This window comes from Streptomyces lusitanus, assembly GCF_042647945.1.
GTDB lineage: Bacteria > Actinomycetota > Actinomycetes > Streptomycetales > Streptomycetaceae > Streptomyces > Streptomyces pseudogriseolus.
On the sequence record NZ_JBHRWL010000011.1, the window covers coordinates 313,133 to 328,518 of the forward strand.

The following is a 15,386-nucleotide window of genomic DNA, read 5'->3' on the forward strand; positions in this document are numbered from 1 at the left end:
CATGAAAAGGGAGGGGCACATGCCCGAGGGTGGGGCGTCCATATCGAAGCCGTCGGCCGGGACGGCCGACGCGGGGGCGGCGGGGGCACCGGCGGGGACCCCGGACCCCAGCGGCGGCGGGAAGCCGGACACGGCACCGGGCGGCACGGCGGGGGCGAGAGGCGGTACGGCAGGCGCGGCCCGGCGCGCGGTCCCCGGCCGGCGGGCGAGCCTGCTGGTCACGCTGCTGCTGGGCGGGCTGACCGCGACGCCGCCGCTGGCGATGGACATGTACCTTCCCGCCCTCCCCGAGGTCACCCGCTCCCTGCACGCGCCCGCCGCCACCGTCCAGCTCACCCTCACCGCCTGCCTGGCCGGCATGGCGTTCGGGCAGCTGGTCGTCGGGCCGATGAGCGACCGCTGGGGCCGCCGCCGGCCGCTGCTGGCCGGTCTCGCGGTGTACGTCGTCGCCACCGTGCTGTGTGCTCTCGCCCCCACCGTGGAGCTCCTCGTCGCCTTCCGGCTGGCCCAGGGCCTCGCGGGCGCGGCCGCCATCGTCATCGCCCGCGCGGTCGCCCGCGACCTGTACGACGGCGTGGCCATGGCCCGCTTCTTCTCCACCCTCATGCTGATCTCCGGGCTCGCGCCGATCCTGGCGCCGGTCGTCGGCGGGCAGATCCTGCGGGTGACCGACTGGCGCGGCGTGTTCGTCGTCCTCGCCGTCATCGGGGTGCTGCTGGGCGCCGTGGTGTGGGTGAAACTCCCGGAGACGCTCGCGCCGGCCGACCGGCACGACGGGGGAGTGGGCGAGACCCTCGGCGCGATGCGCCGGCTGCTCGCCGACCGGGTCTTCACCGGCTACACCCTGGCCGGCGGCTTCGCCTTCGCCTCCCTCTTCGCCTACGTGTCGGCGTCCCCGTTCGTCATCCAGGAGATCTACGGCGCCTCCCCGCAGACCTTCAGCCTGCTGTTCGCGGTCAACTCCGTCGGACTGATGGTGATGGGGCAGGTCAACGGCAAGGTGCTCGTCGGACGGGTCCGGCTGGACCGGGTGCTCGGCGTGGGACTGGCCGTCGTGCTCGTCGCGGCGACGGTGCTGCTGCTGTTGTCGCTGGGCGTGTTCGGCGAGACCGGGCTGGCGCCCGTGGCCGTCGCGCTGTTCGTGCTGATGTCCGCGATGGGCATCACCATGCCCAACACCCAGACCCTCGCCCTGCTGCGCACCAAGCACTCCGCCGGCTCCGCCTCCGCCCTGCTCGGCACCACGTCCTTCCTCGTCGCCGCCGTGGTCACCCCTCTGGTCGGCATCGCGGGGGAGGACACCGCCGTCCCGATGGCCGTCGTCCAGCTGGCCTCCGCCCTGGTGGCGACGGCCTGCTTCCTGGGAATGTGCCGCCCGTGGAAGAGCGGGACGAGCGTGAAGGGCGGGGGCGTCTGAGCACCCCGCGACTGCGCCGGGGCACCCCGGAACGGGCCGGGCTGGACGCCGGGGAGCTGCGCCGCCTGGTCCAGGAGGTCCGCGCCCGCACCGAGGGGCCACGGCCCTGGGCGGCGGGCACGGTGGTGGTCGCCGGACGCGGACCGGTGATCGCCGTCGAGGAGGCGGCGGGCTGGGCGGTGCGGTACTCCGGCTACGACGAGCACGCGGACGCGCCCGTCGAACTGCCGCCGGAGCGGCGGGTGCCGGTGACCGTGGACACCCCGTTCGACCTCGCCTCCGTCACCAAGCTGTTCACCTCGGTGGCCGCCGTGCAGCAGATCGAGCGCGGCACGCTGGAACTCGACGCGCGCGTCGGCACGTACCTGCCGGACTTCACGGCCGCCGTACGGCACGGCATCACCGTGCGCCAGCTCCTCACCCACACCTCCGGGCTGCGCCCCGAACTGCCCCTGTACGACTGCGCCGACGACGCGGAACGCCTGGCACTGCTGCGCGCGGAACGGCCGGCCGCCGCGCCCGGCACGTACTGCTACTCCGACCTGAACATGCTGTTGCTCCAGCACCTCCTGGAGCGCCTCACCGGGCGCGCTCTCGACGTCCTGGTGCGCGACGGCATCACCCGGCCGCTCGGCATGGACGCGACCGGGTTCGGGCCGTGTCCGTCGGCCGCGGCGACCGAGGACCAGCGGCGGCCCTGGGCCAAGGCGGACCGGGGGATGCTGCGGGGCGAGGTGCACGACGAGAACGCCTGGGCGCTGGGCGGGGTCGCCGGCCACGCCGGCCTCTTCTCCACGGCGGGCGACCTGGCGGTTTTCTGCCGCACCCTGCTGGCGGGCGGCGCGTACGGCCCGGCCCGCGTCCTCGGCCAGGACCACGTGGACCTGATGCTGCGCCCCCCGGGCCTCGGCTTCGCCGTCGACCGTCCCTACTTCATGGGCGCCCTGTCGGGCCACGGCGCCGCGGGCCACTGCGGCTTCACCGGGACGTCGCTGATCCTCGACCGAGCGACGGACACCTTCGTGGTCCTCCTGGCCAACACGGTCCACCCCCGCCGCCCCGTCCGCCCCGACAGCACCCCGAGGGCGGAGGCGGCGACACGGGTGGCGCGGGCGGTACGCGGGAGCTGAGGGGGCTCGCCTGCGAGGGCGGCCCCCCGCCGACGAGACCGTCCCGCCGCTTCGGCGTCCCGCACGGGGGAGACGCGGGGCGACGCCCCGGTGACGGTCGCTGGTCGCCGGGGGCCGCGCGACGCACACCTCGTCCGAGCCGCCCTACGGCCGACCCGCGCCCCGCGCGCCTTCGGCCGCGGTGGAGCCGCGGGTCCGCGCCCGCGTTCGCGCGAGCACGCTGCCCGCCCGCGTGGGTCGGGTCGCCGGGGGTCAGGCGCTCGCGGCTGAGCCGCAGGCCGTGTTCCCGCGCGCGCCTTCGGCCGCAGTGGACCCGCAGGTCCGCGCCCGCGCGGTTCGAGGGCCCGGGCGGCCCGGTGCTCGCGGCTGAGTCGCAGGCCCGCGTCTCTGCGCGCCCCGTCCGTGGTGGAGCCGCGGGTCCGCGCCCACGTTCGCGCACGAAACGTGGCTCCCGGCGGGGTGCCCGTCCCACGGAGCCAGCGCCCCCGGCAGGGTGCGCCTCCCAGGGGGCCAGCGCCCCCTCCCCACAAGACGCTCGCCCCCGCCGCGGGCACTAGAATCGCCGGGTGAACGCCCCCGCCCCCCTCCACACCGCCGACTCCCTGCGTGCCGCCCTCGGTGAGCTGCTGGACGGGGTTCCCGCGCGGCAGGCCGGTCAGGCCGTCGAGCGGCTGATCGCCCACTACCGGGGTGCCACCCCCACCGACGCCCCCATCCTGCGCGACCGCGCCGACGTTGCCGCGTATGCCGCCTACCGCATGCCCGCCACCTTCGAGGCGGTGCACGCGGCGCTGCGTGCCTTCGCCGATGCCGTGCCCGGGTGGGCGCCCGGGAGCCATGTCGACGTGGGCGGCGGCACCGGCGCGGCGGCGTGGGCGGTGAGCGCGACCTGGGACGGGGAGCGTCCGGTGACCGTGCTGGACTGGGCCGCGCCCGCGCTGGACCTCGGCCGTGAGCTGGCCGCCGGTCACCCCGCCCTGCGCGCCGCCCGCTGGGAGCGCGCCCGGATCGGATCCGCGCTCACCCTGGAGCCGGCCGACCTCGTCACCGTCTCCTACGTGCTCAACGAACTCACCGCCGCCGACCGCGCCGCCCTCGTCGACGCCGCCGCCGGCGCCGCGCAGGCCGTGGTGATCGTGGAGCCCGGCACCCCCGACGGCTACGCCCGCATGATCGAGGCCCGCGACCGGCTGATCGCCGCCGGCTTCCACGTGGCCGCCCCCTGCCCGCACAGCGCGGCCTGCCCCATCGTGCCCGGCACCGACTGGTGCCACTTCTCGGCCCGGGTCAGCCGCTCCTCGCTGCACCGCCAGATCAAGGGCGGCACCCTCCCCTACGAGGACGAGAAGTTCAGCTACGTCGCCGCGACCCGGCAACCGGTCACCCCGGCCCCCGCCCGCGTCGTCCGCAAGCCCCAGATCCGTAAGGGCCAGGTCCTTCTCGACCTCTGCGAGACGGACCCGGCCCTGCACCGCGCCACGGTCACCAAACGCCACGGCGTCCTCTACCGCGCCGCCCGCGACACGGACTGGGGCGACCCGTGGCCGCCGCCGTCCGTGCGGGACTGACCGCCAGGACACGCAGGCGCTAGCCGTTCTCCTTCTCCGCGTCGCCCTCCCGGCGGGTCTCGCGCTGTTCCTGGAGCGTGCGCAGCAGCGCGCGTTTCTGGGCCTGGGGGTCCGTGCCGCCGCCGATGCGGCCGGCGGGGCCCCCGCCGCGCAGGGCCTTGCGGCCCAGGTGCTGCCGGGTGCCGCCGACGCCCAGCATGTTTCCTCCGCCTCGGGTCATGAGGGGCTCCCTTCCACCAACAACGGTACGAGACGGTTCGTCTCGCCTACTTCTCCAGCATCCGGCGAGACGCTGCGTCTTGTCAACCTGATAAATTGGGGCCATGGCCCAGAACCAGTCGTCCGCCCCCGACACCTCGCGCCGCAGCGAGCGGTCCCGTCGTGCCATCTACGACGCAGCCCTCGCCCTCGTCGCCGAGGTGGGGTACCCGAAGACCACCATCGAGGGGATCGCCTCCCGCGCCGGCGTCGGCAAGCAGACGATCTACCGCTGGTGGTCGTCGAAGGCGGACGTGCTGCTCGACGCGTTCCTGGACCTGAGCAACCAGGCCGCCGAGGCCGCCGGACAGGTGCCGTACAGCATCCCGGACAGCGGGGACCTCGCCGCCGACCTCAAGTACGTCCTGCGCGCCACCGTCGACGAGCTGCACGACCCCGCCTTCGAGGCGCCCTCCCGCGCCCTGGCCGCCGAGGGCCTCGTCAACGAGGAGCTCGGCCGCCGCTTCGTCGCCCAGCTCCTCGAACCCCAGCTCCAGCTCTACGTCGACCGGCTGCGCGCCGCGCAGGAGGCCGGGGGGGTCCGCCCCGACGTCGACCCGCGCATCGCCCTGGAGCTGTTCGTCTCCCCGCTCGCCCAGCGCTGGCTCCAGCACACCGGTCCGATCACCTACGAGTACACCGACACCCTCGTCGACTACGCGCTCCACGGCCTCGCACCCCGCTGACCCGGAACCCGCTGTCCCTGGGCCCCGCTCACCGGGCCCCGTTCACCGGGCCCCGCTCAGCGTCCCGTCACCGAGCTGACCGGCCCCGGCACCCGCGCCCGGTACCGCGCCAGCCGTCCCGGCGCGTCCGTGAGGACGCCGTCGCAGCCGAGCGCCAGGGCCCGGTCGCGCTGGGCCGGGGTGAGGACGGTGTGCGCCCACACCCGCCCGATCCCCGACCGCACCGCCCGCCCGATGTCCGCGTCCCGGGCGCGGATGTCGACGTCCAGCAGGTCGACGAAGGAGCGCCACCGCTCCGGCCGGTCGGTGCGCATCTGGCCGGCCGAGCGCCACAGCTGGGTCAGCAGGCCCAGCCGGTGCACCCGCAGCGCCACCCGGGGGTCGTTGGTGTTGACGAACACCGACCGGGTCAGCCCCCGCGCCCGGATCATCCCGGCCACCCGGTCCAGCCCGGCCGGGTCCTTCAGCTCCAGCATCAGCAGGATCCGCCCGCCCAGCCGGTCCAGCACCTCCGCGACCGTCGGCGGCCGCTCCGACCGCCAGCTCCCCGGCAGCCGGTCGCGCGGACGCAGCCGCACCCCCTTCCACTCCTCCGCGTCCAGCTTCCGCACCTCACCGCCCAGGAAGGTCGTGCGGTTCAGGGTCGCGTCGTGGAAGACCACCGGCGTGCCGTCCCGCAGCACCCGGGTGTCGAAGTCCAGCACCTGCGCCGTGCCGCGCCGGTACGCCGCCATCAGCCCCGACATGCTGTTCTCCGGCACCTCCCGCGCCCCGCCGCGGTGCGCGACGTACGTCACCCGGGGCAGCGAGTCCACCGTCAGCGGCCCGTCACCCCACTCCAGCGGGGGAGAGCCGCCGTGCCCGGTGAGCGTCAGCGCGGCCAGGGACACCACGGACACCAGGGCGGCCGGCGCCGACGACGCGATCCACATGACCATGCCGCCCACGGTAGGCGGGCCCGTCAGCGCGGGCCGTGCAATGACACCCCGTTCCGCCGCGCCCCCGTAGATGTCCCCTTCGCCCCACCGGTCAGCTTGCGCCCTGTCGTATCACCCTCGCCCCACCTGCGGTGATTACTCGCTCCGGGCCCCCGATGCGCACGATCGTGGGACCATAGGGCATGCTGGAGCGCACGACGGCGAGGCGAGGGGATAGATGAGCGCGGAGTTCGGCGGCCCGAGCGGCCGGCAGGGCAAACTCTCCCAGTGGCTGCGAGGACGCCGCCCGAAGCAGGCCGCCGGCGACGGCGGCCGTGAGGCCCTGCTGCTCGCCGCCGTCGAAGCGGGACTGCCGCTCGCGCCCGCGGCGCACCCCGCCGGCTACCGCTGTTCCTGTGACCGCGTGGGCTGTCCCACCCCCGCCCGGCACCCGGTGTCCTTCGCCTGGCAGACCCAGTCGACCACCGACCGCGGCCAGATCGAGCGCTGGGCCCGCCACCAGCCGCAGGCCAACTTCATCACCGCGACCGGCATGGTCCACGACGTCCTGGACGTCCCCCTCGACGCGGGCCGCGAGGCACTGGACCGGCTCCTCGGGGCCGGGGTCGAGGTCGGCCCGGTCGCCGAGAGCGACGACGGCCGCATGCTGTTCTTCACCCTCACCCGCGGCACCCCCGAGGACGAGGACGAGTGGTGGCCCTGCGAGCTGGACTGCCACCCGGAGACCATGGACGAGCATCCCGGACTGCGCTGGCACTGCCGGGGCTCCTACGTCCTCGTCCCCCCGGCCCGCCTCCCCGGCGACGACGACCCGTCGGTCCGCTGGGTACGCGGCCTCGAGCACCCGCTGCCCGACCCGCTGAGCCTGCTGGAGTACCTCACGGACGCCTGCGCCCGGTACGCGGAGGGCCGGCCCGACCCCACCGGGGCCGCCTGGCCCCTCCACCACTGACCGCCGCGCTCACCGCTCCCGCGCCGACGGTCCGCCGCCGCTACTCGCCCTTCGCGGACGTCAGCCCCTGGATCCGCCCCAGCACCTGGACCGGACCGTCCGCCGGATCCAGCGCCACCTCGTTGGAGACGAACTCCATCGTCAGCGACTGGCGTATCTCCCCGCTGGTCAGCGCCAGCACGTCCTCGTTCGGCGTCGGCACCGTCGCCCCGGCCGCCGCCGTCTGCTTCTCGAAGTGCCGCGTCGTGTAGAACACCAGCGCCCCGCCGTCCGCCGTGCGCAACGCCAGCGGCGCGTAGTCGCCGTTCACCATCGGCTCGTCGATGTACTGCGTGGCGAGCCCCGGCCGCACCGACTTCTGCTTCCGCGAGTCCCGCCAGGCGCTGGTGTGCGGGCCGTCCGCGAAACCGGCACCGCCGTCCTTCAGATACGTGGCGTACTTCTGGCTCAACTCGCCCGGCGCGACCGCGACATCGGAGGAGTTCGCGGGGACGGCCTCGGCCCAGCCGTCCTTGTCCGTCTTGAACTTCGGTATGTCGTCCGGGGAGACCAGCGTCAGATACGCCACCTCGAACGGGTCGTCCAGCGCGTCGCGGGTGAACACCAGCAGCCAGCGGACGTCACCGCCCTTGTTGGCGGCCGCGTCGGCGAGGAACCAGCGCGGCCAGCCCGCCTTGGCGGGGATGGTGAACTTCGCGTCGGTCAGCTTCAGCGGCGCGTGACCCGGGTTGCCGTCCGGGTGGTTGACCTTGCCCGCCTTGAGCCGCGCGCTGTCGATGTCGGCGAGCGCGCCGGTGGTGCGGTCGGCGTCCAGGGAGGAGTCGTACGCCTTGTCGGCCTTGTTGTACGCGGCGGTGAACTCCTCGAGCGCCTTCGCCGCTTCGGCGCGTGTGGTCGCCGGGAGCACCTCGCGCTCGCCGTGCACCACCACACAGCCGCTCGCCGTCAGCGACAGCGCGGTCATGGAGGCCGCGATCAGCGCGGTCCGGCGAGGCCCGCGGGGCCCGCGGAGTCCGTGGAGCCTACGAAGACCGAGATCCCTGCTCATCCGGTTGCTTCACCTTCCCCTTCCCGGAGGCGAACCCTACCGGGACGCCCGCACCGCCGGACGCGGGGACCGTCCACAGCGGCCACACCGTGACCTGAGCCTCACGGTTCCCTGACGGGAAGCACCAGCACCGTCCCGCCGCGCGGGTGGGGCAGCACCTCGACCGGCTGGTCGTAGACCCTCGTCAGCAGGGACTCCGTGAAGACGTCCTCGGGAGGCCCGTCCGCCTCGACGCGGCCCGCCCTGAGGACCGCGACCCGGTGGGCGTAGGCGGCGGCGAGACCCAGGTCGTGGAGGACCACGACCACCGCGTCACCGGCCCGCGCCCGCTCCCGGCACAGTCGCAGCACCAGTTCCTGGTGGCGCAGGTCGAGCGCGGCCGTCGGCTCGTCGAGCATCAGCAGCGGCGCGCGCTGGGCGAGGACCCGGGCGAGCGCCGCCCGCGCGCGTTCCCCGCCGCTCAGCGCGGAGAACGGACGCGCCGCGAACGCCGTCACCTCCGTCGCGGCCATCGCCTCGGCGACGGCCGCCTCGTCCTCCTCGGGCCGCGCGCCGGTCCAGGGCGCCCTGCCCATCCGCACCACGTCCGCCACCGTGAACGGGAAGGACAGCGTGGCCGACTGGGGCAGGACGGCCCGGCGCAGGGCGAGTTCGGGCGCGGACCACTCCGCGGCGACCCGCCCGTGGATGCGTACGGCGCCCGAGGCGGGCGGCAGATCGGCGGCCAGGACGCTCAACAGGGTTGACTTCCCCGCCCCGTTGGGGCCGACCAGCGCCAGCACCTCACCGGCCCGCACACGGACGTGCACGTCCGTGAGCACCTGGCGGTCGCCGAGCCGCACGGACACGCCCTCGGCCTCGGCGAGGACGTCACCGGGCGCGGCGGCCGGCGGAGGAAGGGGACGGCGGCGCGCGCGAAGGACCGCAAGAGACCTCATGCCCAGCCTCCCTGCCTGCGCCGGGTGCAGCGCAGCAGCCAGAAGAAGAACGGGCTGCCGAGCAGCGCCGTGAGCACACCGAGGGGCAGTTCGGCCGGCTCGGCGACCGTACGGGCCGCCAGGTCCGCCGCCAGCAGCACCAGCGCGCCCAGCAGCGCGCTGCCCGGCAGCAGGAAGCGGTGCCCGGGTCCGGCCGCCATCCGCAGCAGATGCGGGACGACCAGACCGACGAAGCCGATGATGCCCGACACGCTCACCGCGGCCGCGGTCAGCAGCGCGATCACCAGCACCAGCACGATGCGCAGCCGCTCCACGTCCACGCCCAGGTGACGGGCGGGCCGCTCGCCCAGCGCCAGCAGGTCCAGGCGGCGGGCGTACCGGGGCGCGACGGCCAGCCCGAGCACCGCGCACGGCAGCACCGCCAGCACCTTCGCCCAGGTCGCCTGGGACAGCGAACCGAGCTGCCAGAAGGTGATCTGGTTGACGGCGGCGGTGTCCGCGAAGAACAGGAACAGCCCGATCAGCGCGCCCGCGAAGGCGTTCACCGCGATACCGGTGAGGATCAGCGTCACCACCTCGGTGCGCCCGCCCGACCGGGACATCGCGTACACGAGCAGCACGGTGGCGAGGCCGGAGACGAACGCGAGGAGCGGGACGGTCCAGTTGCCGGCGAAGTTCAGCCCCAGCGCGATGGCGGCCACCGCGCCGACCGCCGCGCCGGAGGAGACGCCGATGACGCCGGGCTCGGCGAGCGGGTTGCCGAACACGCCCTGCATCAGCGCGCCCGCGCAGCCCAGCGACGCCCCCACGAGCAGGGCCAGCACGATCCGCGGGAAGCGCACGTTCCACAGCACCGACTCGGCGACCCGGTCCAGCTCCGTGCCGCCCAGGCCCGTCCGGTGCAGCACGGAGGCGAGCACGTCACCGACGGGCACGGGATAGGCGCCGGTGTGGGCCGCCACCGGCACGAGCACGGCGAGGGCGGCGATCAGACCCGCCGTCAGCAGCCAGGGCACGCCGCGGCGCCGGGCGGGCGCGTCGGCCGGGCGGCGCGGGTCCGTGGTGCCGGAAGGGGGCTTGGCCAGGACGCTCACCGCGCACCGCCGTCGCCGTCGCCGTCGCCGTAGAGCTGATCCACCACGGAGGCGAGCACCTGGTCGGTGCGCGGGCCGTAGTTGAGCAGCACGCCGTCCTCGACGGAGACGATCCGCCGGTCCATCCCGGCCGGGGTCTGCGCGACGCCGGGGATCCGCACCAGCCCGTCGACGCCGCCGACCGACTCCAGCCCCTTCGTCATCACGAGCAGCGCGTCGGGGGCCGCCTCGGCCAGGGCCTCGCTGGTGAGGGCGGTGAACGCCTTCTCCATGCCCGACTCGGCGCCCGCGTCCACCGCCCCTGCCGCCTCGATCAGCGAGGTGGCGCCGGAGCCCTTGCCGCCGATGAGGTACACGGAGGCGGTGCCGCGCAGGTACAGGAAGGCGACCCGCGGCTTCTCCTTCTGCGCCGGCACCGACTCGGCGACGGCGGCGATGCGTTCCTCCGTTCTCCGGGTCAGTTCCGCTCCCGCCGACGGCACACCGAGCGCCTCGGCGACGGACTCGATGCGTGGGCCCACGTCGTCGAGTCCGGTGGCGCCCTCGACGACGAGGACGGGGACGCCGGCCGCCCGGATCTGGTCCATGGCCTCGGCGGGGCCGGTGGTGGACTCGGCGAGCACCAGGTCGGGGCGCAGGGACAGCACGCCCTCGGCGGAGACGTCGTGGCCCCGGGTGACGACCGGCAGGTCTGCCGCCTGCGCGAAGGTGGCGGTGACGTCGCGCGCGACGACCCGGTCGCCGAGGCCCAGGGTGAACACGATCTCGCTCAGGCCCCCGGACAGCGGGACGATCCGCTCCGCCCGCTCGACCGTCACCTCCCGCCCGTCGGCGGAGCGGACGGTCACCGGGAGCCGCGGCCGGGGGGTCGAGCCGAGGGGTTCGACGCGGTCGGCCGTCCGGGCGGAGGCGTCCGCGGGGGAGGGGGAGGCCGCGTCGGAGGAGCCCTGGCACGCGGTGGTGGTGAGGAGGAGGGCGAGCAACGACAGCAGTGCTCCCGCCAGTTCGGTGCGCAAGCGTCGCACGGTTCCGTCCGTTCCTTCCGGCCGTGGTGGATGGTGACCGAGGTGCAGCTTAGGTTAGCCTTACCTTCGTTCGCTACCGGCCCGCTACCGGAGGACTTCCCATGCCCACGCGTCTTCGCGTCCTGGCCGCCGTGGTCTGCGCGGCCGTCCTGGGCGCGCTCGCCCCGGCCGCCACGGCGCACGCCGAGAGCCGTACCGTCCAGGGCGGCAGGCTCGACTGGGGCGTCAGGACGTCCTTCCAGCGCTATGTCACCGGACCCGTGGCGAACGGGAGTTACACCCTCACCGGCGGCGCGGCCACGGTCGGCGGCAGCGGGTTCCGCTTCCACTCCGCGACCGGGACCTACGACGGCGACACGGGCGCCTTCCGCGCCGCGTTCTCCGGCGGGGTGCGCTTCGTGGGGCACCGCACCGACAGCGGCGCGTACCAGCTCGACCTCACCCTCAGCAGCCCCACCGTGGTCATCGCGGGCGGCGCCGGAACGCTGTACGTGGACGTCACGGGCAAGGCGAAGGACACCGGGGCGGTCACGACGTCCCGTCAGGTGCCCTTCGCCTCCCTCTCCCTGGGCGGCATCGACATGCGCGGCGGCGGTACCTCCGTCGTCCTCGACAACCTGCCCGCCACCCTCACCGCTCAGGGCGCCAGGGCCTTCGCCGGCTACTACACCGCCGGCACCCCCCTCGACCCGGTCAGCCTCTCCGCCGACGTCCGGCGGCCGCCGCGTACGACGGCCACGAGCCCCGCCCCGAGGAGCCCGCAGCCGAAGGAGACCGAGCAGACCGGGAAGACCGACACGGACGCTAAGGGCACCGGGCTCGTCGACGGCGCGGTCGACTGGGGGGTGCGCCGCACCTTCCGCGAGTACGTCACCGGCGACATCGCCCGCGGCAGGTGGACCCTGACCTCCGGAGCCCTGGACGGCGGCGCCCTCTTCCGCTTCCCCGGCGGGCGCGGGACGTTCGAGGACGGCGACCTCACCGCCGCGTTCCGCGGAGCCGTCCGCTTCACCGGCGAACACGGCCTCGACCTGCGGATCACCGGCGTCCGCGTCACCGTCACGGACGGCAAGGGCACCCTGCACGCCGACGTCACCTCACCGGACCGCACCCGCCGCGGAATTCCGCTGGTCACCTTCACCGCCGGGAACCTCAAGGCCAGGGCCGGGCTCGTCACCGTCACCGAGGCCCCCGCGAAGCTCACCGCCCAGGGCGCCGAGGCCTTCGGCGGGATGTATCCGGCGGGCACCGCGATGGACCCGGTCACCCTCGCCGTCGCCCTCACCGACACCGCCGAACTCCCCGCCCTCCCCGACCTGGGCAGCGCCCCGACCGCCGCCCCGGCGGCCTCCCCGTCCGCCTCCGCGGCCCCGCCCGAGCCGGTGGCGCAGGCCACCGAGCCGGACGACGGCACGTCCCCCGCGCTTCCCCTCTCCCTCGCGGCCGGATCCCTGCTGGTGCTCGCCGGCGCCGCCGCACTCCTCGTCCGCAGGCGCCGCGCAGGCAGGGGCGCCGCGGACACCCCGCAGGACCACTGATCCCTTCCACCTCCGAGGAGACACCCCCGTATGTCCGCAAGACGACGCCGCTCCCTCGCCCTCGCCGCCGCGGTGGCCACGGCGGCCGCCCTCGGCGCCACCGCCGCCCCCTCCGCCTCCGCCGCCGAGATCCCCCTGTCCGGCTACGAACTGACCTGGGGCATCAAGCAGTCGTACCGCACCTACGTCACGACCTTCGCCCAGGGCGCCTTCACGCCCACCGCGGGCGCGCGCCAGGCGGAGAACAACGGCGCGTTCACCTTCACCGGCGGCACCGGCACCTACGACTCCGCCACCCATGTCACGGAGCTCGGCTTCCAGGGCGCGCTGAACGTCAAGTCCACCGCGCACGGCTTCGAACTCACCTTGTCCGACCTGAAGTTCGACAGCGGCGAGGGCCGGATCACCGCCGACGTCGAGCGTGGCGGAGCCGTCCAGGACGACGTCCCGCTCGCCACGGTCACGGTCACCCGGTCGATGACGGACATGGCCACCACCCTCACCGAGGAGGCCGGCCAGGTCTTCGGCAGCGCCTCGTACGCGGGCGCGGCGGGCGACCCCCTGACCGTGGTGAAGACCACCGGCCCGGAGCCGGAGCCGTCCACCACCGAGACCGCCACCACCCCGCCCGCGTCCCCGTCCACCGAGCCCACCGGTTCCGCCACCCCGACGGCCGGCCCCACCCCCTCCGCCTCGCCCACCACACAGGCCCCGACGCCCACGCCGAGCGCCACCGCCTCGCCGTCCACCGCGCCCGCCACCCGGGGCGAGATGGCCGACGGCACCCTCGACTGGGGCGTGAAGCAGTCCTTCCGCGCCTATGTCACCGGCCCGGTCGCCAAGGGCGAGATCACCGCCTCGGACGGTGCCACCCAGGCCTCAGGCAACGGCGCGTTCACCTTCTCCGGCGCCACCGGCGCCTACGACACGGAGGCCGGCACCCTGAAGGCCGCCTTCAAGGGCGCGGTCACCTTCAGAGGCCATGAGCACGACGGCGCCTGGAGTCTCGACCTCACCTTCAGCGACCTGCGGGTGAGCCTCGCCCAGGGCGAGGGCACGCTGTCCGCCGACGTGGACAACCTCGGCGAGACCTCCCAGGACGTCGTCCTCGCCGACCTGTCCGCCCCGTCGGCCGCGCTCACCGCGCGGGACGACGTCATCTCGCTCGACGGCGTGACCGCCACCCTCACCGAGGCGGGCGCCGAGGCCTTCGGCGGCTTCTACACCGCCGGCGCCGCACTCGACCCGGTCAGCCTGGCCGTGACCCTCACCGAGGACGCCGAACTGCCCGCCGGCACAGGCGGCACGGACGGCGGCGGCAACGGGGGCACCGGCACCGGAGGCACCGGCACGGACGGCGGCTCCGGCGCCACCGGCTCCACGACCGGCGGCACCGGCTCGACCGTCGGCGGCGACCTGGACGGCAGCCTCGCCAGTACCGGGTCCGACGTCCCGGTCGGCGCCCTGGGCGCGGCGGCCGGCGCGGCCGTCGCCGCGGGTGCGGGCGTCGTCCTCGCCCTGCGCCGGAGGCACGCGATGGTGGAGTGAGCCACGGGGACCGCGCACAAGGGGCGCCCCCTCACTCGGGGGGGCGCCCCTTGCGTGTGTCCGGCCGGGTCAGCTCGCGAAGGCCGGCAGGGCGAACCGTGCGACGAGCGGGAAGCCGTCGTCGCGGGCGCTCTTGGCGTTGACCGAGTAGACGACCGTGCGGGACAGGTCACGGGTCGCGCCCAGCACCGTGTGGTAGCCGGGCCGGGAGCCGGTCTTGCCCCAGACCTCCCGGCCGTCGACCACGAACCGCTGGAGGGCCATCCCGAAGGTGGCGCCGTCGACGTCCGGCACGGTGAGCATCTGGTCCAGCAGCGGCCGGGGCACGACCTTGCCGCCGAACAGGCCGAACACCAGCCGCTCCAGGTCGGCGGTGGTGGAGATCATGTCCCCGGCCGCCCAGCGGTCGGACATGTTCCACTCGGTGACGTCGGTGGTCCGGCCGCCGATGTCGGCGTACGCGCGGTTGTGCGGACCGTGGACACGGGGGTCGGGGCCGCAGGGGAACCCGGTGTGCCGCATGCCCAGGGGGCGGAAGATCCGTACGGCGGCCTGGTGCTCGTAGGTGTCGCCGGTCACCTTCTCGATGAGCATGCCGAGCACGGTGTAGTGGATGTTCCCGTACGTCTGCCGCTCGCCCGGCGTGTACGCCGGCCCCTGGGCGACGGACGCCGCCACCACCTCTTCCGGGGTGAGCGTCTCGAACCGGTGGGCGTACATCTCCTCGGTCGTCGAGCCGAGACTCGCGCCGGGGTGCAGCCCGCTGGTGTAGGTGAGCAGGTGACGCACGGTCGGGGGCTCGGTGAAGGACGGCGGGAGCAGGTCCGGCAGGTAGCGGGTGACGGGCGCGTCGAGAGCGACGCGCTTCTCCGCGACGAGCTGGAGCACGACCGCCGCGGTGACCACCTTGGTCGTGGAGCCGGCCCGGAAGCGGGCGTACGGCAGCGCGGGCGCCCCCGTGCGCAGGTCCCGGACGCCCGCGCTGCCCGCCCAGCTGCCCTTGCCGCCCACCCGGATCAGGGCCGCCGAGACGTCCCCGTCCGGGACCTCGGCGAGCGCCCGTTCCAGCGCGGTCGCGTCGAACCCGTCGGCGCGGGGCGCGGAGACGGCGGGGGAGGCGGGGGAGGCCTGCGCGGGCCCGGCGGCGGCCGTTCCGGCGAGGGGGACGAGCAGCAGGGACGAGGCCAGTAAGGCGGACAGGGCCGTGACGCGGGCACGGGCGGTGGTGCCTGAGGACATGGAGGGT

The 15,386-nt window shown here is 75.0% G+C and carries 14 protein-coding genes and 1 pseudogene; 7 read left to right on the forward strand and 8 right to left on the reverse strand.

Annotated features, from left to right (window positions below; all coding sequences use genetic code 11):
• Window positions 1-19 precede the first annotated feature (19 nt).
• The 3 genes from ACFOSY_RS19380 (at window position 20) to ACFOSY_RS19390 (ending at window position 4,115) form a co-directional block, all read left to right on the forward strand.
• A complete protein-coding gene (locus ACFOSY_RS19380; RefSeq protein ID WP_394308489.1) occupies window positions 20-1,417 on the forward strand; it encodes a multidrug effflux MFS transporter in 1,398 nt (465 codons plus the stop codon).
• Window positions 1,378-2,547: a serine hydrolase domain-containing protein gene (locus ACFOSY_RS19385; RefSeq protein WP_394308491.1), complete on the forward strand. Its 1,170-nt coding sequence runs from the start codon at window positions 1,378-1,380 to the stop codon at window positions 2,545-2,547. The genes ACFOSY_RS19380 and ACFOSY_RS19385 overlap by 40 nt, the downstream gene beginning before the upstream one ends.
• A 566-nt stretch (window positions 2,548-3,113) precedes the next feature.
• Window positions 3,114-4,115 carry a small ribosomal subunit Rsm22 family protein gene (locus ACFOSY_RS19390; protein WP_394308493.1) on the forward strand — a complete coding sequence of 334 codons (1,002 nt, stop codon included), beginning with the start codon at window positions 3,114-3,116 and terminating at the stop codon, window positions 4,113-4,115.
• 19 nt (window positions 4,116-4,134) lie between these two features.
• Here the strand turns inward: ACFOSY_RS19390 and ACFOSY_RS19395 are convergent, their stop codons facing one another.
• Window positions 4,135-4,335 (reverse strand): DUF6243 family protein, encoded by a 201-nt coding sequence (locus ACFOSY_RS19395; protein WP_394308495.1) that lies wholly within the window; start codon window positions 4,333-4,335, stop codon window positions 4,135-4,137.
• 103 nt (window positions 4,336-4,438) lie between these two features.
• On the opposite strand from ACFOSY_RS19395, the gene ACFOSY_RS19400 reads away from it, so the two are divergent.
• Complete coding sequence (locus tag ACFOSY_RS19400) at window positions 4,439-5,059, forward strand: TetR/AcrR family transcriptional regulator (RefSeq protein WP_394308498.1); 621 nt, start codon at window positions 4,439-4,441, stop codon at window positions 5,057-5,059.
• Window positions 5,060-5,115: 56 nt separating this feature from the next.
• Here ACFOSY_RS19400 and ACFOSY_RS19405 read toward each other — a convergent pair whose 3' ends face one another.
• Window positions 5,116-5,997 (reverse strand): glycerophosphodiester phosphodiesterase, encoded by an 882-nt coding sequence (locus ACFOSY_RS19405; protein ID WP_394308500.1) that lies wholly within the window; start codon window positions 5,995-5,997, stop codon window positions 5,116-5,118.
• A 217-nt stretch (window positions 5,998-6,214) separates the two neighbouring features.
• On the opposite strand from ACFOSY_RS19405, the gene ACFOSY_RS19410 reads away from it, so the two are divergent.
• Window positions 6,215-6,949 carry a bifunctional DNA primase/polymerase gene (locus ACFOSY_RS19410; protein ID WP_394308502.1) on the forward strand — a complete coding sequence of 245 codons (735 nt, stop codon included), beginning with the start codon at window positions 6,215-6,217 and terminating at the stop codon, window positions 6,947-6,949.
• A gap of 40 nt (window positions 6,950-6,989) precedes the next feature.
• Here ACFOSY_RS19410 and ACFOSY_RS19415 read toward each other — a convergent pair whose 3' ends face one another.
• From ACFOSY_RS19415 to ACFOSY_RS19435, 5 genes and pseudogenes are all read right to left on the reverse strand, one after another.
• Complete coding sequence (locus ACFOSY_RS19415) at window positions 6,990-7,997, reverse strand: hypothetical protein (RefSeq protein WP_394308504.1); 1,008 nt, start codon at window positions 7,995-7,997, stop codon at window positions 6,990-6,992.
• Window positions 7,972-8,094, reverse strand: a pseudogene (locus ACFOSY_RS19420) (iron transporter); the annotation flags it as partial. The pseudogene ACFOSY_RS19420 and the gene ACFOSY_RS19415, both read right to left, overlap by 26 nt.
• Before the next feature lie 4 nt (window positions 8,095-8,098).
• Window positions 8,099-8,935 (reverse strand): heme ABC transporter ATP-binding protein, encoded by an 837-nt coding sequence (locus ACFOSY_RS19425; RefSeq protein ID WP_394308506.1) that lies wholly within the window; start codon window positions 8,933-8,935, stop codon window positions 8,099-8,101.
• A complete protein-coding gene (locus ACFOSY_RS19430; protein WP_394308975.1) occupies window positions 8,932-10,020 on the reverse strand; it encodes a FecCD family ABC transporter permease in 1,089 nt (362 codons plus the stop codon). Before ACFOSY_RS19430 ends, ACFOSY_RS19425 begins: the two co-directional genes overlap by 4 nt.
• 5 nt (window positions 10,021-10,025) lie before the next feature.
• Window positions 10,026-11,054 (reverse strand): heme/hemin ABC transporter substrate-binding protein, encoded by a 1,029-nt coding sequence (locus ACFOSY_RS19435; RefSeq protein ID WP_394308508.1) that lies wholly within the window; start codon window positions 11,052-11,054, stop codon window positions 10,026-10,028.
• A 101-nt stretch (window positions 11,055-11,155) separates the two neighbouring features.
• Between ACFOSY_RS19435 and ACFOSY_RS19440 the strand changes: the two genes are divergently transcribed.
• Window positions 11,156-12,592 (forward strand): HtaA domain-containing protein, encoded by a 1,437-nt coding sequence (locus ACFOSY_RS19440; protein WP_394308510.1) that lies wholly within the window; start codon window positions 11,156-11,158, stop codon window positions 12,590-12,592.
• A 30-nt stretch (window positions 12,593-12,622) separates the two neighbouring features.
• Window positions 12,623-14,140 carry an HtaA domain-containing protein gene (locus tag ACFOSY_RS19445; RefSeq protein ID WP_394308512.1) on the forward strand — a complete coding sequence of 506 codons (1,518 nt, stop codon included), beginning with the start codon at window positions 12,623-12,625 and terminating at the stop codon, window positions 14,138-14,140.
• Window positions 14,141-14,209: 69 nt separating this feature from the next.
• Here the strand turns inward: ACFOSY_RS19445 and ACFOSY_RS19450 are convergent, their stop codons facing one another.
• The gene (locus ACFOSY_RS19450; protein WP_394308514.1) at window positions 14,210-15,379 is read right to left on the reverse strand and encodes a serine hydrolase domain-containing protein; all 1,170 of its coding nucleotides are present in this window, start codon (window positions 15,377-15,379) and stop codon (window positions 14,210-14,212) included.
• Window positions 15,380-15,386 lie beyond the last annotated feature (7 nt).